The organism is Calditrichia bacterium (assembly GCA_020634975.1).
In the GTDB taxonomy this organism is placed as follows: domain Bacteria; phylum Calditrichota; class Calditrichia; order RBG-13-44-9; family J075; genus JACKAQ01.
The window spans coordinates 395358-416503 of record JACKAQ010000003.1 but is presented as its reverse complement, the minus strand read 5'-3'; the positions used below and the strand labels follow the sequence as shown (position 1 = coordinate 416503).

The window sequence follows — 21146 nt, the reverse complement described above, 5'->3', positions numbered from 1 at the left end:
TGAAATCTGTGGATCAAAAAATGAAAAAAATTATCGCAATACTGTTGGTTAGCTCGTTTCTGGTTTTCGCCGGAGAGAATGACGGCGTTACCGGAATGTCCTTTTTGAAAATCGGCGTCGGCGCGCGCGCCGGTGGAATGGGTGAGGCATATGCCGCTGTTGCAGATGATGCAACCGCAACCTATTGGAATCCCGCCGGGCTGATGGCATCGGACCGCAATAATTTAACGATGATGTATAACAGTTGGCTGGAATCCGTCAACAGCCAGTTTGGTGCAGTGCAATTTCGCGGCGCAACTTCCGCATGGGGATTTCATGTGTACAGCCTTGGCGTGGACGATATTCCTGCCCGCGATTTTCCAACGAACGAACCTGTGGAACAATTTGGCGCTAATTATCTGTCGCTGGGGATTTCGCATGCCCGTAAATTTGGCGAAAAACTGGATATCGGCATCACTGCCAAATATCTGTTCGAGAAAATTTATGTCTACACCGCCAATGGCTACGCCGTGGATTTCGGTTTGCGCTATCGGTTGGGCGAAAACCTGAACCTCGCCGGTGCATTGCAAAACCTCGGCAGCATGAACGAACTGAATCTGGAAAAGACCAAATTGCCTGCTTTAATGCGGGTCGGCGCCTCATACGACCTCAGCAAAATGCTCGGATCAGTGAACCTGCTTCTCGCCGGCGATGTGCTGAAACCGCTGGACGAAGATGTGCGCATCCACGTTGGCGCGGAAGCCGGTGTTTGGAAACAACTGATGCTCCGTGCCGGTTACATGAGCGGTTACGAGAACCGCAGCGTCACATTTGGGGTCGGTATCCGCAAAACGTCATTTCAAATTGATTACAGCTACACGCCATTCGATGATGATTTCGGCGACAGCCAGCGGTTTTCGCTGTATATTGCCATTTAAAATTAACGAGAAAATTATTCAGGAAACGATACATGTCCACAATTGTAGTGGCGTGCAAAAACGGCATCGCCGCGATTGCCGCAGATACCCTCTCGACAACCGGCAACGTGAAAATTGCCGCAAAATATGACAAATCTCCCGACAAAATTTTTCGTACCGAAAACGCATTTGTCGGGTTTGTCGGCTCTGCGGCAACGCAAATCGCCTTCGAAAATGCGCTGCGGACAAATGCCAAAAAAGTGAAGCTCGATACCCGCGAAAATATCTTCGAAACGCTCCGTTTTTTGCACCCCATCCTCAAAGAAAAATACTTTCTGAATCCCAAAGAGGATGAGGAAGATCCGTTTGAATCCAGCCATCTGGAAGCGGTGATTGTCAGCCCGGGCGGTATTTTCGGGGCGTACGCGTTGCGTGATATCGTTGAATATCAACGCTTTTGGGCGGTTGGCTCCGGTGGCGATTTTGCAGTTGGCGCCATGTTTGCCGTTTACGACCAACTGGATTCCGCCGAAGAAATCGCCAAAATCGGCGTGATGGCCGGCTGCGAATTCGACCGCAATTCCGGCACACCGATTACCGTTTACACCACCAAACTTACGAACGCATGAAAACCGGCAAATCCCGATATCGCTGGCTATACTGGCTGAAATTGATCGCCGGTGTGGCGTTGATTGCGGTTTTGTATTACAAAATCGATAACCGGGAATCTATTGTCGATGCAATCAATAATGCCAAATTGCAATATTTGGTTGTTTGCGCGCTACTTCTGCTGCCGAATATTTACCTCGCCTACCTCAAATGGCGTTATTTGCTCAACAACCGTTTTGCCGGCATTCGCAATAAAGATGTTCTCGGGTCGCTGCTGTTCGGCTACACGCTCGGGCTGATTACGCCCGGCAGAATCGGGGAGTTGGGGCGCGGTCTGTTTTTCCCCGGTCAGGATCGCCTGACCATCACCGGATTGAACGTGTTGGACAAAGCCGCCAATCAGGTAATCATTTTTACGCTCGGCGGCATCGCGCTGCTCACACTTATTTTTCATTATCAGGCGTGGAGCATTCACGATGCACGCTGGCTGCTGTTTATCGGCGCAGCCGCGTTGGTTGCCGTTTGGGTGGTTGTGCTCAATCCGTCGCTGCTCAAAAAAATTCTGCAACAGCTCCAAAAACGGTTGCCGCCCGGTTCGCGCCGCCGCTCAATGTTGCAAACATTCGACGAATTCACTTTTGCCAACAGCCTGACGGTGCTGTTCCTCAGCCTGGTTTGGTATTTGGTGATCATTTTGCAATACCACGTTTTGGTAAATGCGTTTACAGAGGTGGGCGTCACCGAATCATTTTTGGCGGTTTCGGCGATGCTGTTTGTGAAAACGCTGCTGCCGGTGACTTTTGGCGATTTGGGTATTCGCGAAGGGATTGCGGTATTTTTTTACGGATTTTTTGCCGTTTCCGAAGCAGCTGTTTTCAATGCGTCGCTGCTGATTTTTGTGCTGAATTTTTTGTTGCCGGCGTTGCTCGGAACATTCTATCTTTTCAAATTGCGTGAATTAAAGCAAAATAATACTTCGACTTCGAACGCGTCCTCTGGTGTTTTCGATGCAACATTGGCAAGTAAAAAATGAACCTGAGCCCGATCGAAATTGCCCTGCTGATACCGGGAATTGTTTATTGTTTGATTATCCTGTTTTTCTGGATTGGCATTTTGCGGGAGCAAAAACGCGAGAGCGAGCCGCAAACGGCGCTTCCGAAAGTTTCCGTGCTCATTCCTGCCCGTAATGAATCTGCAAATATTGTCCAAACATTGGCGAGTCTTGCCAAGCAAACCTATCCGCCTGATAATTTTGAAGTTATCATCATCGATGATCGGTCAACCGATGGCACAGCCGAAACGGTCGAAGCCTTCATTCGCGAATCCCGATTGACCCATTTTCGCCTGATTTCTCACGACGGGCAGCCAGATCGCCCCACCTTCAAAAAAGATGCACTCGCCCATGCGATAACCTTCAGCACCGGTGAAATTATTATGACAACCGATGCCGATTGTCAGGTGCAGCCGGACTGGATTGCCGGAACGGTTCGCCAATTCGATGAAAAAACCGGAATGGTTGCTGGACTGATTACATTCGATCCAAACAGCGAAAGCACGTTATTCCATAAATTGCAAACGCTGGAATTCGCCGGTTTGGTGTTTGCCGGAGTCGGTGCGAACGGCAATCGCTATCCGTTAATTTGCAACGGTGCAAACCTGGCGTATCGTCGCGCCGCATTCGACGCCGTTGGCGGTTTCGCCGGGCATGCGCATATTCCCTCCGGCGACGACGATTTATTTATGCAATATCTGCATCATCACACAAACTGGCAGGTGCGTTACAATCTCGATCCGGCAACCATCAATTATACACAGCCGGTCGATACGCTCCGGCAATTTATCAATCAACGGGCGCGCTGGGGTTCCAAAAGCAGGGAATATCCGGGTGCGTTAACTTTTGTATTTTTGCTGATCGTTTACCTGTTTTATGTAATGATGCTTGGTTTGCCGATGCTCTGGCTTAGCGGTTTAATCAGCGGACAATTGGCGCTGAATCTGGTTGTGCTGAAAATTTTCCCGGAATATCTGGTCATTCGCCGGGCGCTGGATGTGTTGCAGCGACAGGATTTGTTGATCTATTTTTTCATCGCGGAACTGGCCCAGATACCGTATATTGTGATAGCCGGATTTGCCGGATTTTTCAAACTGTTTCGCTGGAAATAAAATGATTGCCCATCGCAACTTAGCGCGATTTTTTTTTAAACCGTTTCCACAAATTAGATGGTCTTTTCCACCGGAAACCAACGCAATTTACCTGACCTTTGACGATGGCCCGCACCCGCCGGTCACGCAACCGTTGCTGGATTATTTGGCAGATGCGCAAATTCCGGCAACCTTTTTTCTGTCCGGCGAGCAGGTTTTTCGTAACCGGAACCTATTGGTAGATTTGGATTACAGCGAACACGTTTTGGGAAGCCACAGTTTTCACCACACGGCGATGACAGGATTGCGCAACGCGCAAATTGAGCGGGAGCTGGCATTTGCAAACCAAATGATTTGCGATAAATTTGGGAAAATGCCAACGCTGTTTCGTCCGCCATACGGCTATTTTGACGGACGAATTTTTCCGGTGCTGCGCAAATTTAACCAGCAAATGGTGCTGTGGTCGGTAATGGCGTATGATTTTAAATGGCAACCGGATAAAATTATGAAACACTTGCGACAATCTTTACGTCCGGGCGATATAGTTGTTTTTCACGATTCGGCTCAGACAGCACCGCATTTGTTGACCTGCGTTCAGCAAATGGTTGATTTTTGCCGGGAAAAGCAGTGGCAATTTTTGCCAATACCCGCTTTAGATTCAGAAATAGAGAAAGGATGCAACAATGGAATTAGGTAATTTTTCGGTCAGTTTAGCGGTAAAAGATATTAAAGCATCGCGTAAATTTTACGAAGCGCTCGGTTTTGAAGCTATCGATGATCACGAAGCGGAAAAATGGCTGATCATGCAGAACGGAACTGCAATTATTGGGTTATTTGAGGGGATGTTCGATAAAAATACGCTAACGTTTAACCCGTCGGATGTCCGTAATATTCAGCAGGAGTTGAAGGGTAAAGGCATCAAATTAATTGTTGAAGCCGACGAAACTTCAACCGGTCCGGCGTACACCGTTTTGACAGACCCGGACGGAAATCCGGTGTTGCTGGATCAGCACGATCCAAACTACAAACCCAATCGTTCGAAATAACTTCCCCGCTTTTTCTATCCTATAAGTGCAAAAAAATGTACTAAAATGGTACATTTGTAACTATATTTGCAACCCGGTCAATAAATTGAGGCCGGGTTGCAAATCTCGACAGGACAATTTTGCCAAATGGAAATCGGCGTTGTTGGGTTGTTTTTTTCTGCATTTTTATCAGCAACTTTGCTGCCGGGAACATCTGAGGCGGCATTGCTCTGGCTGGTTTCTGAAGGCGAAGATGTGCTGATTTTGGTTGTGATCGCAACAGCAGGCAATGTTTTGGGCGCGCTGGTCAATTTTTGGATCGGCAAAAGTGGCAGCCAATGGTTGCTCAAAAAAGTGTTGCGAATGTCGGATGCTACTGTCGAAAAAGCCGGAAATTTTTACCAACGGTATGGCGTTTTTTCACTGTTGTTTAGTTGGCTGCCCATAATCGGAGATCCGCTGACAGTTGCTGCAGGGCTGTTCCATTTGCCGGCATCGCAATTTATTCCATTAGTAACTATAGGAAAATTAGCACGTTACGCGATCCTCGGGTGGGGATGGCACTGGGCATTGGCGCATTAATTTAAGCACGAAAGGAAACTGGAAATCGCAACGTATCGCATCACCGGGAAGAAAGAACAGGCTCAAATTCATGAGCAATTGGTGCGGTTGTGCCGTTTTTACGATCACATCAAAATTTTGAGCGATGATTTCCAGCAAGCCCGCCATTTGGAAGCCTTCCGGCAAATGTGTAATCCGCAATTTTCATTTAATATGGATGTGTTGCAGCGATTGGAAGTCGCGCATTTTACATCGCTGGTTTTCAAACTTGAGTTAACAAAATTCCCCAAAATGGTGCAGGGTTTGCAAAATGCGTTGCAGGAATTGAGCCACAGTATCCAACAATTTTATCCCGACGCCGCTTTTCAAATCAATTTTTCGGCTGCACACATAACCGTTCGCTCCATCGCGGATTATATCCGGCAAACTGAAAAGGATTTGCAGGAATACGTCGTATTTGCCCGCCCGGTCACCCGTCGCTGGCTGATGCGGATGCCGGAAACCCGCATTTATTTGATGGGACTTTTTGCTCACATTCATGCGAATAAAGGACTGTCGGTTGGCGTTCGGGTATATCCGACGCTGCCGCTGTTGCAGGTTATCCGGGGCGAAATCGCCGATCAGCTGTATAATTCGGAGCACAATTTATGTTTGCGTCCCGAAACACAATTTCACACCATGTTAACCCATTCAACCCTGATGCGCTGCCGGAATCTGGATTTCCCGATTTCCAACGCTGCCATCGAATCATTCAAAAATGTGTTGGATCGCTACAACAAACATATTTTTGGCGAAATAGCTGATTTGCAATTGGACGATTTTTTTATCCGAAACGGAAAATCCGACAAATTATTAGTGACGGATGAACACAATCAACCGGTCGGATGCGAAGTTTGCCTCAATAATGAATATCCGGAATCTCAGGAGTAAGCGACCGAGTGGAACGTTTCGCGCCGATTTTTGTGATAATTGCTGCAGCACTTTGGGGAATTGACGGTATCGCACTGCGTCCTTCGCTATACAGTTTGCCCGTTCCGCTGGTCGTTTTTGTGGAAAGCGCGTTAATTGCGCTGTTGCTGTCGCCCATTTTTTGGCAACGCCGCAAAGAAATTTTAGCGTTGAAAAGCCGGGACTGGCTGGCGTTTTTGGCTGTTGCGGTGTTCGGCGGCGCCATCGGAACAATGGCAATTACCCGCGCATTGTTTAACGTAAATTTTGTAAATTTATCCATTGTGGTGTTGATCCAAAAGTTGCAACCGGTCGTTGCCATTTTTCTCGCCGCCGTTTTATTGAAGGAAAAACCCCCGAAATCGTTTCTGGTTTGGGCATTTTTAGCGATGCTCGGCGCGTATGTTATGACCTTCGGTACCCATTTGCCCAATTTAGCTACCGGTGATAAAACGCTGGAGGCTGTGATTTTTGCCATGCTGGCTGTTTTCGGATTTGCCGCTTCAACTGTTTTCAGCAAACGTGCGCTGCACAATATCAGCTTTGTTTCTGCAACGTATTTGCGTTTTGCGCTCACCGCTCTCGTGATGTCCGTTATTGCCATCGGCGCCGGATATATCACCCAAATTTCAGATATCCAGCCAACCCAACAAGCCGTTTTTTTACTGATTGCGCTCACAACCGGCGGCCCCGCTATTTTTTTATACTACTATGGATTAAAAAGAATTACCGCCTCCGTTGCCACCATCTGCGAACTGGCGTTTCCGCTAACCGCCATTATTCTGGAATATGCGTTGCGCGGAAATGTGCTCAGTTGGGTTCAGTGGACTGGTGTGGTGCTGTTGTTATTTAGTATTGTCAACGTAACCCGTTCCCCGCGATTACAACATTAAGTAATTTTTTGCCCGCTACTGTTGTCAAAAATTCTTCCCAAATCAGTTAAAAATGCGCCTTTTTGAATATTCCAAATTAAAAAAGATGATTTTGTGACATTCACAGAAACAAAAACTTTGTGAATATCTTTAATTATTGGGTATTAAAAATGGCCGAATTATGCCTTTTTTACCGGCCGCCCGGAAATGGAGATTTGTTCTGGAAGGACAAGGAGAGCAATTATCGTGAGTGTACATACCGATCATCAAACCAAGAAGCCGCAAGAATTAGCGGATCGCGCAATAAAATTATATACATTTTTACAGGAGCTTATTCAACTGCAATTGAAGCCTGTAAAACATGTGAATCAATATGAAAAGGTATTTTGGCTAAACAACTTACCTCGCGAATCCCATGTTCAATCAGTTTTTGTGAACAGCCGGCTGAATTTGCAAAATAGTGAATATTGGCTGGAAATCAGTAAACCGGAAATTCAAAATGCGCCAAAACCGCCGTTTTTATTGGAAAAATGGTTGAATCCGGACCATTTATCCGATTTTGAGCGTCAATTTCCGGAATTATTGGAGAGTATTCAAATCTCGCATGGTGATGATTCGAAAAATACCCAAAAATATGAGATAAAAGATGTTCGCAGCGAAGTGCTGCCGTTATGGGAAAGTTACATCGCTGATGAGTGGTGGCCATGGCAAAAGAAGGCCAAAATGTCGCAACCGTCACAAAAATTGTTCAGCGATTTTTTTTCGCTGTACCAGCGTCAGGAAAAATTTGGTGAGGCGTACGAAGTCGTGATGGGTTTTGGCTGTCTGCTTTGGAAGAATGCGGACGGCGAAACGATCCAGCGACATCTGTTTACCGTTCCCGTTAATGTGGTGTTTGACGCTGACAAATCGCTGATCCGTATTTCGCCATCTGCGGAAGGGCTGGAATTTAGCCTGGAGCAGGAAATGCTGGATTTATCACAACAAGTTGATCCCGAAACGGCTGCGCTGTTGCAAGCTGAATTGCAGGTGTTTCCGGAAAATGCGGATGAACGCACCATTATCAAGAAAGCGTTGATGGACTGGATGAACCGGGTGGAGCCGGCCGGGGAGTATGTGGATGCGCTCTCGCCGGATACGCAGGCATCGCAACGCCCGCGTATTTTCTTTGCACCGGCGATTATTCTTCGCAAACGAACAGATCAAATGTTGTTGCGCGCTTTCGCGGAAATTGTCTCGCGCATTCGCCGCACCGGCGAAATTCCACCGGCAGTTGCGTCGTTGGTTTCGGTTGAAAACAATCAACTGGCAGCGGCAAATGGCGGACATCGACAACCGGATGACATTTATTTCCCTCTTCCTGCAAATGACGAACAAGTTGAAATTTTGCACAAAATTCGCGGTCAGCGCGGGGTTGTTGTGCAGGGACCTCCCGGTACCGGAAAATCGCATACCATCGCCAATTTAATTGCTCATTATCTTGCCGAAGGCAAACGTGTTTTGGTAACCTCGCATACCGCGAGAGCGTTAAAGGTGTTGCGAAAAATGTTGCCGCAGGAAATTGCCTCGCTGTGTGTGGTTGCGCTTGGCGATGATGAACGGGCACTCAGCGCGCTGGAAAGCTCCGTGAACGGCATCACCAGCCGCCATCACTATTGGGAACCTGCCAAAAATGAAGTTGAGATTCAGCGATTAACAGAGAAACTCGTTCAATCGAAAATGCATGAAAATGCCATTTTAGCTGAATTTCAACGCATTCGCACGGCAGAAACTGAACCGGTAAATCCGGGAATCGGCAATTATAGCGGGACGCTATCAAACATCGCAGCGCGGTTGCAGCGCGAAAAAGAACAGTACGGCTGGTTGAAAGATGCGATTTCCAACACTGCCAACCCTGTCTTGAATAATGAAAAATTGTTGGGCTATCTTAAGGATTTGCGTCAGTTGCTGCCCAGTCAGGAAGTTGTTTTAAAATTAAATTTAATCGATCCCGAAAAATTGTTATCACCGGTCGATTTTTTTGATTGCAAAACTGCAGAGGAAACAGCGCAATCACGACTGGAAAATGTGAAAGTAGATTTGCGGCGATTGGGTAAAGAATCCAAACGCGAATTGTATATGAAAATTCCACAGGAGCAGCGTCAGGCGGTTATCGCTTTGCTGGATCAATTGCTGGATACGCTGAACGCGCTGGATTATCATTCCTATCCGTGGGTGCGCAAAGCTGCGCAGGAAGTGATGGACGGGCGGCAATCCGTTTGGGAAATATTGCTGCGAAAATCCCTTCAGCATCTAAAAATGATCAAACAAAGCATCGACCGGGTAACGGAAGTAAAAATTACAGGCATCGGCGGAAAAGATTTGCGGGTTGTGAAAGAACACGCCCTGAATTTGTTGGCCCATTTGAGCAATGCCGGTTCGCTGCGGTTTGGCATTTTTCTGCCCAGGCAGGTGAAAGATGCGCTGTATTTGACAAAAGATGTATTTGTAAACGGCGTGCCCTGCGACGATAAACCGCAATTGGAAACATTGGTAGAATATATCGATGTTGCCGATCAATTTGAGCGGCTATCCGGTATTTGGTCCATTTATACCGAAACGCCGAATAAAGCACCGTTGGATTTGCAGCTTGCCGAATATAAACATTATCTCGATCCGCTGAAACGTGTGCTGGAGTTGCACCAAACGTCCATCGCGCTAAAAGCGATGCTCGCAGCCACGCCAGAACTTAACGAACGGGAAGCCGAACGGCTCGAGCAATTGCGCGAATTACACACCATTTTGGGAATTGTGGATCTGGAAGAAGCGCATAAAACTGCCCGTGCGCCGTTTGAAGAATTGCAGCGGTTGCTCGGACAGAAAATCATGGAAAACAATACCCACCCGATTTTGAAAGAACTGCTCACGCATGTCGAAAATCGCGATGAAAATCGATATGAATCGACCTTGCAAACGTTGAAAAACGTCTGGCAATTGCGCAACCGGCTGGAAAATCGCAACAACATTACACATGAACTTGAAAAACATGCGCCGCTGTTGGTGGAAATGCTGATGGAAAATCCCCACAATTCGATTTGGGATTCCCGGCTGGAAAATTTCGAAGAAGCCAGAAATTGGGCATTGATGATGAACTGGATGAACGCCCAACAGGTTTCTGAAGCGGAAAAGCAGCTCAAAAAAGATTTGGAAAGTAATCAGAAAAACATCCGCAAATTGACGGCAACGTTGGCGGCAGCCAAAGCCTGGCAGCACACATTCAGACGGATGTCTGAAAATGAGCGCCAAAGCCTGGAAGCCTGGGGCGCAGCGATGCGACGGGTTGGCAAAGGCACCGGAAAATATGCCCATAGCGATCGCCGGAAAGCCCGCGAGCACCTGGAAAATTGCCGGAATGCCATTCCCGCCTGGGTGATGCCCATTTACCGGGTTGCCGAAACAATGAACGCCGCAAAAGAAGCGTTTGACGTTGTGATCGTTGACGAAGCCAGCCAATCCGGTCCCGAAGCGTTGTTACTGGCGTATTTGGCAAAACAGATTATCGTTGTGGGCGATGACAAACAGATCAGCCCGGAATTTATCGGCGTAAATCGCGCAGATGTGGAAAAATTGCGCGAAAAATATCTTCAGGAAATTCCCTTCAACGATGCCATCGGTGTGGAAAACAGCTTTTTCGATCTCGCAAAAATCCGTTACGGAAACCCGATTCGTTTGCGCGAACATTTTCGCAGTATGCCGGAAATTATCGGGTTTTCCAACCAACTGTGTTATCAAAATGAGCCGCTGGTTCCACTTCGCCAATACGGCAGTTCCCGGTTGTCGCCGGTAATTGTGCGACGATTTGTCGGAAACGGCGAAGCCCAGCCGATTGGCGGCGGTTTGGTGAATGTCGCGGAAGCGGAGATGCTGGTTAAACAAATTCAACGCTGCTGCGAAGAAACCGCTTACGGCGGCAAATCGATGGGTGTGATCAGTTTGCAGGGGTCCGCGCAGGCACGATTTATCGAAAAATTATTGCTGAAAACCATCGGCGCTGCAGAAATGGAGCAGCGAAACATTGTTTGTGGTGACGCATACGCGTTTCAGGGTGACGAACGTGATGTGATGTTTTTGAGCATGGTTGCCGCGCCAAACCGGCGCATCGGAACGCTCGCCAGTGAAAAAGATATGCGGCGATTCAACGTTGCGTTCAGCCGTGCTCGCGATCAGGTGTTCCTTTTCCATTCGGTTATGCTGGAAAACCTGAGCGAAAACGGTTTACGAAACCAGCTGCTGAGCTATTGCATGCGTCCGGTAAATCAGCATATCTCATTGGAAAATATGGACGTAGCTTATCTGTGGGAACAGGCGAATGTGAGTTCGCGAGATCGCGTTTCGCCACCGGAACCGTTTGATAACTGGTTCGAGCTGGATGTGTATCTGAAGCTTGTCGAGCAGGGTGCAAAAGTAATGGCGGGTTATGAAATTGATCGTTACCGGATCGATTTACTGATCGAAGGGTTGCGCGGAAGAATCGGCATCGAATGTCTCGGCGAAAGCATTCGGAAAACGGAAGATTTTTCGAAAAACGTGCTCCGCAAACAGCGGCTGGAACGCTGCGGCTGGAAATTTGTGCCGGTTTATGGCAGCGAATTTTACCACAATCCGGAAAAAGCGCTGGAAAAAATATGGAAAGTGTTGGCAGAAAATTCGCCGCAGAACGGGGTTTATTTTAACGGATCGGTGAAATCGGCGAGCACAAAAATTTCGCTCAGCGAAAGTGCCTGAAATCAAAATAAAATGGGTATGTATGAGTGGGGCGTTTATTAATTTAAGCGCCCTTTTTTATGAATGGCGCACCCAGCGCCGTGCTTTCATTTCGAATCGCGGCAGACTGCCCGTTTCGACGCGCTCAACCGGGATGCGCAGCGCAAACGCTGCCCGCAGCGCCGCGGCAATCTCCGAACATATTTTTCCGGCATCGGCAACGGACGGATCGATTTCCACCTCAACCTGCAATTCTTCCATGCTGCGCACCGGACGAATGTTAACCCGGTATTCATTAATTTCGTCGAATGTTCGCATCACTTCTTCCACTGCGCCGGGATAAATATTGACGCCGCGAATAGTCACCATATCATCCACCCGCCCCAAAATGCCGCCGGAAAGGCAGGTATCCGGGTTTTTGTCGTCCTCGATCATCAATTGGCGAACCAGATCGCCGGTGCGATAGCGGATGAGTGGTGAGCCCCACCTGCCCAAATTAGTGAGCACCAGCTCACCGGTTTCACCGGACGGGACCGCCTTTTCCCCATCAACTTCGATGATTTCGGAAATAAAACCGCTGCCGATAATTCGCAAATTTCCGCGCATGTCCGGGTCTTCGTAACTCACCGGACCGATTTCTGTCATCCCGTGATGGTCGATGACCCGCGCGCCGGGCCACACCGTTTCGATCCGTTGATATACCGCCGGAATGCTGCCGCCCGGTTCACCGGCAACGACAATACATCGAACCGCACTTTCTGCCAGATTGATGGTGTTTGCTGCCGCAATTTCGCCAAGCCGGATGGCATAGGTCGGTGTGCAGCACAGCACAGTAACGTTATTCGCGAGAATGGTTTGCAATCGCGCCAGACTGCTCATGCCGCCGCCGGGAATGGTCAGGCAGCCCATTCGGGCAGCTGCTTCAAACGCTGTCCAAAATCCCAAAAACGGGCCAAACGAAAAGGCGCAGAAAACCACATCTTTTTCGGAAATCGCCGCATTGCGATAGATGGTGTCCCAACTATTGAGCATCCACGCCCAGCTTTCGGGCGTATCCAGCCAGCGCAGCGGAACGCCGGTAGTGGCGCTGGTTTGGCAAAAACGGGTGTAGCTGTTAATCGGAAAAGTGAGGTTGGTGCCGTACGGCGGGTGGGCAATTTGATCTGCCACCAGTTCCGTTTTTCGGGTGAACGGAAATTTTTCGAGAAAATCTTCGATGGTTGCGGGTAGCGATAAACAACCCGCTTCCCGGAATTTGGATTGGTAAAACCGGTTTTCCCGCATCACCAGCGTGAGCATTTGCCGCAAATCCCGGAGTTGGCGAAAGCGCAGTTGCTCGTGCAAGTTGGCATCCGGATACATCAGCTGCCGCTCCGGTTCATCGTTTGTTGCTGATGAACGGCAGCTTTCGCAGGAGCGGGTCCAGGTTTATATTTTACAACCAGATAGCCGCCAAACGCAGCCAACAAAATGCCGAGGATAAATTGCCAGCGCAAACCGGAAAACCCGCCTGCCGGGGGATGTAAAATCATCGCTGCGATGGCATTGACAATCGGTGCGCCGGCAAATACCAGCGACATTACCACTGCCGGCGTGCCTTTCGCGCCGAACGCCAGCAGTACACAAAACGCGCCAATCGCCCCGACAATCCCTGCCAGTAAAGACCAGCCCATGCCTTTTACGGGAAAACTCCAACTGACATCATTCGCAAGCATCACCAAAATCGGTCCGATGATCGCTGTCAGCATATAGGCAATTCCCACAAACAAAAAAGCTTTATAACGACCGTTCACCGGATCCGCCATGCCAATTTGCCCGCTGTGTAAAAACACGCCGTACAAGCCCCACGAAAAAATAGTCATCACTACAAAAACCAGCCAGGTCATGCCGGATGAGGACGGTTCTGCCATAATATACTCCATTTATTTTTTGCCGTAGCCACCCAGCCAATCGCCATAAACGGGATTGGGGAGCATGAAAAATGTCACACCCCAGTTTGGATGATTCCGGTAATGTTCAACAAGTGCTGCGCTGGAAGTTGCCGAAACGGCTTCGTAATCGTCCATATCGCCAAGCTGGTCGCCGATAAGCGCCAGAATTTTGCGGGTGCCGTTGCCGTCGCAACGGCCGCTGCCGTTGATCACTTCCTGCCGGCGGATTTCTTTGGTATCTTTTTTGTCGATTTGGCAGAGCAGCACATCGCCATCGCCCCACAAATTTTCTTTTTTGAGATTTGCGATTGTCGATGCCTCAAAAACAGCTTTCCGGTTGGTGATAAACGCAACATGCGCCCGATCCAGCGTGCGAACGCTGTCCAAAAATGCTTTGACACCGGGAACCGGCGGGCAGGTGCCCTGATTCACCCAATCCGCCCAAAAATACGGATAGCTTTTTCCGTGGCGAATTAAAGTGTCTTCATAGCTGGCATTGGTGAGCACTGTTTCGTCAATATCCAAAACCACAGCCCAGTTTTCATTCGTAAGGGAAGCCTGTTGTTTTACCGATTCCCAGGCTTTTTGGTAAACAATGTTACAAATAGCTTCGTATTCCGCCGATTGCAGCACCCATTTCAATTCGCGCGGCAAAGTTTTTTCGGCAATCGGGAGCATCGGCGCTTCCGGTTGTGTGACTTGCACCACCGGAGCCAATTGTTTTGGGGAGCGCAATTGCTCAAAAAAATGTCAAAACCAGCATTGAGAAAATGCCAAATCGTTGCGTCAGATGTTTTGTTTTCATAACTGTTCCGGGGAAAATGGTTTATTTTTTATTTCAGCGCATCATTGATTTTGAGTAGAAATTCGGAGATTCCTGAATTTGCAGAAAAGACACTTGATCGGTCATTCCTGCGAAGGCAGGAATCCCCCGAAGGTCACGAAAGTTTATCGCAGATACCCAAATACCAATTGAATTAACACATCTATTTTTTAACACTCGGGAAATCAGAAAAATTCCAGATCTTGGCAAATATTTGAGGGATGGCGGTATTGTCGTAAACCCCGCTGAATTTGGCAGCATTCGGTCCAAACGCAAAAATCGGGACGGGAACGCCGGTATGACCGCCGGTTGTCCAATCGGTTTTCAGTTCGCCGCCGGTAAAGCTGCCGCCTTCGATGGTCAATCCGCCGGTTTCATGATCGGCCGTTACAACCACCAGCGTGTGTTTGTCTTTCATCGCAAATTGAATTCCGGCTTCGACAGCTTCGTCAAACGAAAGCATTTCCCGAACGGTGTACTCCTGGTTGTTATCGTGAGCGCCCCAATCAATTTGGCTGCCTTCAACCATCAGGAAAAAGCCTTTGTTGTTTTTGCTGAGTAATTCGAGTGATTTTTCAGTCAATTCTTTGAGCGTCGGTTCCGGGCGTTCGTTTTTGAGCGAAACATCGGCGAACAATCCGAGCACTTTTCCGCTGTTGATGGCGGCTAGGGCTTCCCGGGTTTGCACAACGGAATAACCGGCTTGCTGCGCTTCGACCAGCAAATTGCGCTCGTCTTCGCGACGGCTTTCTGCACTGTCTTTGGGAACAAAAAAACTTTTTCCGGCACCCAACAGCACATCCACACCGGATTGCACCAGTTGATCAGCGATTTCCGGTTCTTTTTTGCGATAATCAACATGCGATGCAAAACAGGCTGGCGTTGCATGAGTAATGGAAGATGTTGCAACCAGTCCGGTAGATTTACCGGCAGTTTGGGCCAATTCCAGAATTGTCGTCATTGCGACGGAATCCGGGTTCATGCCGATCATGCCGTTCTTTGTTTTTACGCCGGAAGCCAGCGCAGTTGCACCAGCAGCTGAATCCGTTATGAGATTGTCTGAAGAATTGGTGTGAACGATACCGGTAACAGGCATCCGCTCAACGTGCAGTCGTCCGTTTGCGCCGTATTTATAGATGCGTCCGGCGGTGATTTGCGCAATGCCCATGCCATCGCCGATAAAGAAAATAATATTTTTGATCTCGCCGTCGGGCATCAACGGATAAGTTTTTCCGTAATTGGCATCATTATTAATAGGTATTATTTGCGAATTGGAATTGCAGGACAATATCAATAATACACAAACAAAAACATTCAATTGAACAAACCGGCGTAAAAGGAAAGGTTTCTTTCTCATTAACGGCTCCATAAAAAATTGATTAAAGTATTAAATAAACAGCGTCTTAGAGGTCTTTCGTAAACGGGAAGTACCGGGCTAAACAAAGGTTTTGACAATCTCTTTGTGAATGCCCTGCAACTCGGAATAGGCGCGATTAATCTCATCGATTTTCTGTTGCAACTTGTTCATCAGCGTCTTTTTCTCCAACCCGTTGCGGAGGATAATCAGCAGATCGTCGTTTTCCCACGGCTTTTCGATGTATTGATACAACCCGACTTCGTTGATCGCTTTGATGGCGTTTTCTTTATCCGCATATCCGGTTAAAATGATGCGGGGAATTTCCGGCTTCACATCGCGCACTTTTCCCAAAAAAGAAATGCCGTCCATTTCGGGCATCAGGTAATCGGAAATGACAATATCCACCGGATTTTTTTTGATAAAATCCAGCGCTTCTTTTGCGGATGTAAAGGTATGCACCTCGTACTCGGTTTCCAGCATCAAAAATGAACTCAGGCTGGTTAGCACCATTTCTTCGTCGTCAACTAAAACCACGTTTGCGGTTTCTGATTGCATTACTGTTCTCCTGTCATGCTTCGAATAGCTTTGAATTTAATACGTAATTGCCCGCTTAACAAGCCGATTGATAAGCTCAACAGTCCGGTTGATGAACGGGCAAAACCACCCGGAACGTAGCGCCTTTTCCGGGTTCGCTGGTTACGGAAATGCTGCCGCAATGCGCTTCAACAATTTGTTTGACCAACGCGAGCCCCAATCCCATACCTGCACCAATGCCTTTGGTGGTGTACCCTAATTCAAAAATCTGGTCCTGGTTTTCGGGTGCAATGCCTTTTCCGGTATCGCGAATGTCGATAATTACCGTATCATTTTCACAAAATGTATCAATAAAAATGTCGCCTTTACCCGTGATTGCCTGACTGGCATTGACCAAAATATTCAGGAAAACCTGGCTGATTTGATTGGGATTACAGCCTACGGGGGGAATTTGGCCAAAGTTACGATGTATTTCAACCCGGTTTTTGATCTCGTGTTGCAGCAGCGGCAGCGTATCCGCGATCAACGCATTTAAATCGATGTCCAGACGTTTGTCCACATCCTGACGGGCGTAGCTGCGAACGCCATTTACAATATTTACAATACGTTGCGATGCGGTTTTGTTCACCGCATTCAACTGATCCATGGTTTCAAGCAGCTTTTTTAGCTCCGTTTCATTTGGCGATTGACCGGATTCATCCAGCACCATTTTCCGGATTTTTGCGAGACAGCGGATGAATAAATCGTTATTGCTGCGCAACGCGCCCAATGGCGTGTTTATCTCGTGGGCAATCCCGGCGGTGAGGCGTCCCAACAGCACAAATTTATCCAGTTCCGCTAACTGATCCAGCGCAACAGCCAGCTTGTTTTCCAAATCGGATTTATTCTGTTCCAGAACATCGATTTGTTTTTTGAGTGAATCGGTCAAATGGCTAAACCTGATGTTTTAGGTGTTTTATCGCTTATTTTTTATCCCGTCAATATATGAAATGTCGTTAAATAAACACCTGTTTGTTGCAATTTTAAATGACATTTCGAAAAATTTTATAATACATGTTTGCCCGATTTGAATCAATACATTTTCCAAAAATTTGATCCGCGTTGAAAACGCCTGCTGTGAACGCATTTTTTCAAAAAGCGCCCGATTTGCTTGATTGTTGCCATCATTCCCGATGCAAACTGGAATCCCGACATCAAAACCCGTATTTGCATTTTGCAAACCGGATTCCCGACATCAAAACCCGTATTTGCGTTTTGCAAACTGGATTCCCGATATCAAAACCCGTATTTGCGTTTTGCAAACTGGATTCCTGATATCAAAACCCGTATTTGCGTTTTGAAACTGGATTCCTGATATCAAAACCCGTATTTGCACTTTGCAAACTGGATTCCCGATATCAAAACCCGTATTTTCGTTTTGCAAAACGGATTCTCGACATCAAAACCCGTATTTGCACTTTGCAAACTGGATTTTAGACATCTGAAATGGAGTATGCATATTTGACAGTAGAGGCAATTCATGAATTGCCTCTACCATCTTTTTCCTTTTCACTTTTTCTTTTGCCTTTTTCTTTTCCATCGCCAGCTCTCAATAAACCCCTAACCTACTCTAGTGACTTTTTCTTTTTACATTGCATTTTTTTAAATGTATTATCTTATCAGTGAGCAAGGAAATAGAGTTGCAAAAGTATTGGCTTACCCGTAATATTTTCATACAATTTTGGTGAACACCGGACTGCGTCAGGCAAAATATATTGTTAATGGATATAGCCGTAAAACCAATTTTATGTTTGGCAGCGCTGTTGCCAAAGTAAACGAAAAACCGGGATTCGGAGCTACAATGAAGCATTCTTCCCTTCTGTTTTTATTGGCTTTAGCCGCCCTGCTGCTCTGGCAGTGCAGCAAAAATACCAGCGAACCGCCCTTGCCCGCGGGACCGGACACCACCAGCCACAGCTTTACCTGGACACTCGACACGATTGGCACGCGCAGCTCCTATTTGCTGGATGTTGCGATTGTGAACGAAAACGACATCTGGGCGGTGGGGAAATTCACACAGCAGAAACAGACACCGTTGACAGCCTGGGTAACTGGGTGCCACCTTATAACGCGTATACTGGAATGGTAGTGAATGGGAGTTCCAACGGATATTTGTAAATTTTCGTGGACAGCCGACCTGGGTAGCTTTACAAGGTGTATTTGCCTTGAAAGATGGAAATGTTATCTTTTCCAGTGGTTTACCTTATCTTCCGGAAGCTAATGGTTGGAAACTCTATCATCTTTGGGATATGGGTGTTTTAGATGATGAAGATGGTAGCGTCTATCGGATATGGGGAACTTCCCTGTCCAATCTTTATTTTGCCGGAAGTAAAGGCACCATTGTTCACTACAACGGCAGCAGTTGGCAGAAGCTGGACAGTGTACGGAAGCCACCATTCAGGATATCTGGGGAGCGCAAGACCCAATAAGCAATGAATATTATATCCTTTGTGCTGTTGCCAATACTACCTCATCGGGCGATCGGAAGATTGTCAGAATTTTTAACAATGGTATGGTGGACACGTTGAATTGGAAACCAGAACGACGCGCATTATCAATCTGGTTTAATGAACCCAATACTATTTTTGCCTCTGGTGATGGTGTGTTTTTCGCCACCAACAGGAACCCTGGCAACTTGATGAAACTCTTCCATCCTATACCAAAGAACGGATTCGCGGAACAGATATCAACGACATCTTCGTGGTCGGTCACTTCGGTCTGGTGGGTCATTTTAATGGACTGAACTGGCGGCATTACCTGAGGTTGCTGCAGCGCTTTATTATAGCTGTAGCTACAAAAATCAAACAATGGCTGCGGTGGGTGAACGAAACGCCCGTGGCGTTATTTTACGGATGCAAAGGTAACCCACTCTCATAAATCTATGAAACGTAGTATCCAATTCGGAAGATCACCTCCAATTTCTGGTTGGGGTGAAAATAATGAGCGGCAGTGTTAGCCCCACTGCCGCTCCGTTACACCTCGTTCCAGGCTCCTGCCTGGAACACCTTTATCCGGTTTAAGGTAAATTCTGTTTTGCAATTCAAAAAATAACCGGCAGTTTTGGACGAGAGTATAACGATAAGGTTTTCCCCGCTCAAAGTTTAACGATTATCAACGTTACCATTTTACCGCTGAACCGATGGGCTGGGGCGCAAATTTTCCATCAACATCCTCAGCCGTTGCACCACCGATTTGAACACATCCTGAGTGATTTGGGTGTGATCTGCCAGCAGATCAAAAAAATCTTCGCGGTCGATGCGCAGCAGCTTGCAATCGGAAAGCGCCGTTGCTGTGGAAACACGCGGCGCAGTGTCCAGTAATGCCCATGCACCAAAGGCCTCTTTCGGGTTGTTTACGGTAATTTCCTGCCCGTTGCGATGCTGGCGAACCTGCCCCTCCAAAACCAGATACAGCGCGTTGGATGGTTCGTTTTCATGATAAATGATGTCATCTGCGGCGGTGGTTACCTCCTCTGCAATGGCCGCGAGATAGGCGAGGTTTTCGGTGGAAACATCCGAAAACACTTCAACATTTTGCAAAAAAATCACTTTTTCAATAACTGTCAGCATCGTCGTGTGTTACTCCTGAAATAAATAGTTGCCCTGCATCAGAACATTGATCCGAAATTACATGCTATCGAATTACCGCAGTTGTATAAACCAACTGTTTGCCGGCAGCAGCCGTTCCTTAAATGTGGCAATCAATGCCGGATTAAAAATGGTATCTACAAACGGTTGTGCCGGAGGCAGCAAAAAAAAGCCGACCAATATGATCGAATAAACGATAACCGTGCCGGGAATATTGTCCGATTGCCATAATTTCACCGCAGAACCGAATGAACGCTTGATTTTTTGATTGGCCAAATCGACACTGTAAATTTCGTCCAAAATAAGGTGAACCAGATAGCCAATCATCACAAAAAAACCGGTCATCCATGCGCTAAGCGACGGAAAATAAAGCACTTCCGAAAATACAAAAATAATGATAAAACCAAATAAAACCCCCGCCGGGATAGAGTGAAAAATGCCCCGGTGAACGGTAAAACGTTTAAAAATGCCAAACCCGATAAAATAGACAACGATAAACGCTGCCAGCCATGCCAGCATCATTTCCGCAATAAACAAAATCGTTGATAATCGGAACACCGTCATAAATGCGATAATTACCGCAATAACACTGAACATGGCTTTTACAATAATTGAATTATCAGAATCCAGATCGGGCAACAAACCACCGACAGAGCCGAGCGCAAAATTGAGCAACGCTTCTTCGCCACTCAGCACGCCCACACCGAAAAGTGCCGTTGCAGCAATCCCGCTGATGGTTGATGCCGTAATTAAATGCGTGTTAAAATTTGCCATATCACCCGTAACACCTGTTCGTCATCCATTACGAAAAACCGGCATCTTTAAACTATTGGAAATCAATGGCTTAGTGAATAGTGTGTATAATGCCGGCGCCATTTTCCCGAACACCTTTCCCGCAACTATTTAACAAAGAAATCGCACAAATCCAAATGACAAAAGCGCAGAAAACGGTTGCCATAAATTACGTTTTGCATCTCGACAGCGGCGGTATTATATTAAAAACTGTTTGTATGAAAAAAAATCATCAAAAACCATAAAAGGAGATCGTAATGGGAAAACAATTAGCTGCCCGTGAAAAA

General features: G+C 47.2%; 22 protein-coding genes. 13 read left to right on the top strand and 9 right to left on the bottom strand.

Annotated features, from left to right (window positions below):
* Positions 1–20: 20 nt before the first annotated feature.
* The 10 genes from H6629_19380 (at position 21) to H6629_19335 (ending at position 11817) form a co-directional block, all read left to right on the top strand.
* A complete protein-coding gene (locus tag H6629_19380) occupies positions 21–917 on the top strand; it encodes a PorV/PorQ family protein (GenBank protein ID MCB9069940.1) in 897 nt (298 codons plus the stop codon).
* Positions 918–949: 32 nt separating this feature from the next.
* A complete protein-coding gene (locus H6629_19375; GenBank protein MCB9069939.1) occupies positions 950–1525 on the top strand; it encodes an MFS transporter in 576 nt (191 codons plus the stop codon).
* Entirely contained in the window at positions 1522–2538 is a 1017-nt protein-coding gene (locus H6629_19370) for a flippase-like domain-containing protein (protein ID MCB9069938.1), read from the top strand. Before H6629_19375 ends, H6629_19370 begins: the two co-directional genes overlap by 4 nt.
* On the top strand, positions 2535–3668 hold the full coding sequence (locus H6629_19365) for a glycosyltransferase (protein ID MCB9069937.1): 1134 nt from the start codon (positions 2535–2537) through the stop codon (positions 3666–3668). Before H6629_19370 ends, H6629_19365 begins: the two co-directional genes overlap by 4 nt.
* Position 3669: 1 nt before the next feature.
* Positions 3670–4344: a polysaccharide deacetylase family protein gene (locus H6629_19360; GenBank protein MCB9069936.1), complete on the top strand. Its 675-nt coding sequence runs from the start codon at positions 3670–3672 to the stop codon at positions 4342–4344.
* Complete coding sequence (locus H6629_19355; GenBank protein ID MCB9069935.1) at positions 4331–4693, top strand: VOC family protein; 363 nt, start codon at positions 4331–4333, stop codon at positions 4691–4693. Before H6629_19360 ends, H6629_19355 begins: the two co-directional genes overlap by 14 nt.
* 126 nt (positions 4694–4819) lie before the next feature.
* Positions 4820–5254 (top strand): DedA family protein, encoded by a 435-nt coding sequence (locus H6629_19350; protein MCB9069934.1) that lies wholly within the window; start codon positions 4820–4822, stop codon positions 5252–5254.
* A gap of 117 nt (positions 5255–5371) precedes the next feature.
* Positions 5372–6163 (top strand): hypothetical protein, encoded by a 792-nt coding sequence (locus H6629_19345; protein ID MCB9069933.1) that lies wholly within the window; start codon positions 5372–5374, stop codon positions 6161–6163.
* Complete coding sequence (locus tag H6629_19340; protein MCB9069932.1) at positions 6151–7074, top strand: DMT family transporter; 924 nt, start codon at positions 6151–6153, stop codon at positions 7072–7074. The genes H6629_19345 and H6629_19340 overlap by 13 nt, the downstream gene beginning before the upstream one ends.
* A 225-nt stretch (positions 7075–7299) precedes the next feature.
* Complete coding sequence (locus H6629_19335; protein ID MCB9069931.1) at positions 7300–11817, top strand: AAA family ATPase; 4518 nt, start codon at positions 7300–7302, stop codon at positions 11815–11817.
* Positions 11818–11874: 57 nt separating this feature from the next.
* Here H6629_19335 and H6629_19330 read toward each other — a convergent pair whose 3' ends face one another.
* The 6 genes from H6629_19330 to H6629_19305 form a co-directional block, all read right to left on the bottom strand.
* Entirely contained in the window at positions 11875–13158 is a 1284-nt protein-coding gene (locus tag H6629_19330; GenBank protein ID MCB9069930.1) for an AMP-binding protein, read from the bottom strand.
* A complete protein-coding gene (locus H6629_19325; GenBank protein ID MCB9069929.1) occupies positions 13158–13706 on the bottom strand; it encodes a hypothetical protein in 549 nt (182 codons plus the stop codon). The genes H6629_19330 and H6629_19325 overlap by 1 nt, the downstream gene beginning before the upstream one ends.
* 12 nt (positions 13707–13718) lie before the next feature.
* Complete coding sequence (locus H6629_19320; protein MCB9069928.1) at positions 13719–14432, bottom strand: hypothetical protein; 714 nt, start codon at positions 14430–14432, stop codon at positions 13719–13721.
* 281 nt (positions 14433–14713) lie between these two features.
* A complete protein-coding gene (locus H6629_19315; protein ID MCB9069927.1) occupies positions 14714–15766 on the bottom strand; it encodes an alkaline phosphatase in 1053 nt (350 codons plus the stop codon).
* 219 nt (positions 15767–15985) lie between these two features.
* Positions 15986–16462 carry a response regulator gene (locus H6629_19310; protein MCB9069926.1) on the bottom strand — a complete coding sequence of 159 codons (477 nt, stop codon included), beginning with the start codon at positions 16460–16462 and terminating at the stop codon, positions 15986–15988.
* Between the two features lie 76 nt (positions 16463–16538).
* Positions 16539–17369 (bottom strand): hypothetical protein, encoded by an 831-nt coding sequence (locus H6629_19305; protein ID MCB9069925.1) that lies wholly within the window; start codon positions 17367–17369, stop codon positions 16539–16541.
* 222 nt (positions 17370–17591) lie between these two features.
* Between H6629_19305 and H6629_19300 the strand changes: the two genes are divergently transcribed.
* From H6629_19300 to H6629_19290, 3 genes are all read left to right on the top strand, one after another.
* On the top strand, positions 17592–17795 hold the full coding sequence (locus H6629_19300) for a hypothetical protein (GenBank protein ID MCB9069924.1): 204 nt from the start codon (positions 17592–17594) through the stop codon (positions 17793–17795).
* 369 nt (positions 17796–18164) lie between these two features.
* Positions 18165–18569 carry a hypothetical protein gene (locus tag H6629_19295; GenBank protein ID MCB9069923.1) on the top strand — a complete coding sequence of 135 codons (405 nt, stop codon included), beginning with the start codon at positions 18165–18167 and terminating at the stop codon, positions 18567–18569.
* A 76-nt stretch (positions 18570–18645) separates the two neighbouring features.
* A complete protein-coding gene (locus H6629_19290; protein MCB9069922.1) occupies positions 18646–18909 on the top strand; it encodes a hypothetical protein in 264 nt (87 codons plus the stop codon).
* A gap of 10 nt (positions 18910–18919) precedes the next feature.
* On the opposite strand, the gene H6629_19285 is transcribed toward H6629_19290, so the two are convergent.
* The 3 genes from H6629_19285 to H6629_19275 all read right to left on the bottom strand — a co-directional run bounded on the left by H6629_19285 (position 18920) and on the right by H6629_19275 (position 20841).
* Positions 18920–19210: a hypothetical protein gene (locus tag H6629_19285; GenBank protein MCB9069921.1), complete on the bottom strand. Its 291-nt coding sequence runs from the start codon at positions 19208–19210 to the stop codon at positions 18920–18922.
* Between the two features lie 395 nt (positions 19211–19605).
* Positions 19606–20049 carry a cyclic nucleotide-binding domain-containing protein gene (locus H6629_19280; protein ID MCB9069920.1) on the bottom strand — a complete coding sequence of 148 codons (444 nt, stop codon included), beginning with the start codon at positions 20047–20049 and terminating at the stop codon, positions 19606–19608.
* Positions 20050–20121: 72 nt separating this feature from the next.
* Positions 20122–20841: a metal-dependent hydrolase gene (locus tag H6629_19275; GenBank protein ID MCB9069919.1), complete on the bottom strand. Its 720-nt coding sequence runs from the start codon at positions 20839–20841 to the stop codon at positions 20122–20124.
* Between the last annotated feature and the right edge of the window lie 305 nt (positions 20842–21146).

Excerpts from the sequence above, each read along its gene's own strand:
- H6629_19380 (MCB9069940.1), top strand. The coding sequence starts at position 21 with ATGAAAAAAATTATCGCAATACTGTTGGTTAGCTCGTTTCTGGTTTTC.
- H6629_19375 (MCB9069939.1), top strand. The coding sequence starts at position 950 with ATGTCCACAATTGTAGTGGCGTGCAAAAACGGCATCGCCGCGATTGCC.
- H6629_19370 (MCB9069938.1), top strand. The coding sequence starts at position 1,522 with ATGAAAACCGGCAAATCCCGATATCGCTGGCTATACTGGCTGAAATTG.
- H6629_19365 (MCB9069937.1), top strand. The coding sequence starts at position 2,535 with ATGAACCTGAGCCCGATCGAAATTGCCCTGCTGATACCGGGAATTGTT.
- H6629_19360 (MCB9069936.1), top strand. The coding sequence starts at position 3,670 with ATGATTGCCCATCGCAACTTAGCGCGATTTTTTTTTAAACCGTTTCCA.
- H6629_19355 (MCB9069935.1), top strand. The coding sequence starts at position 4,331 with ATGGAATTAGGTAATTTTTCGGTCAGTTTAGCGGTAAAAGATATTAAA.
- H6629_19350 (MCB9069934.1), top strand. The coding sequence starts at position 4,820 with ATGGAAATCGGCGTTGTTGGGTTGTTTTTTTCTGCATTTTTATCAGCA.
- H6629_19330 (MCB9069930.1), bottom strand. The coding sequence starts at position 13,158 with ATGTATCCGGATGCCAACTTGCACGAGCAACTGCGCTTTCGCCAACTC.
- H6629_19325 (MCB9069929.1), bottom strand. The coding sequence starts at position 13,706 with ATGGCAGAACCGTCCTCATCCGGCATGACCTGGCTGGTTTTTGTAGTG.
- H6629_19315 (MCB9069927.1), bottom strand. The coding sequence starts at position 15,766 with ATGCCCGACGGCGAGATCAAAAATATTATTTTCTTTATCGGCGATGGC.
- H6629_19310 (MCB9069926.1), bottom strand. The coding sequence starts at position 16,462 with ATGCAATCAGAAACCGCAAACGTGGTTTTAGTTGACGACGAAGAAATG.
- H6629_19285 (MCB9069921.1), bottom strand. The coding sequence starts at position 19,210 with ATGACCCACCAGACCGAAGTGACCGACCACGAAGATGTCGTTGATATC.
- H6629_19280 (MCB9069920.1), bottom strand. The coding sequence starts at position 20,049 with ATGCTGACAGTTATTGAAAAAGTGATTTTTTTGCAAAATGTTGAAGTG.
- H6629_19275 (MCB9069919.1), bottom strand. The coding sequence starts at position 20,841 with ATGGCAAATTTTAACACGCATTTAATTACGGCATCAACCATCAGCGGG.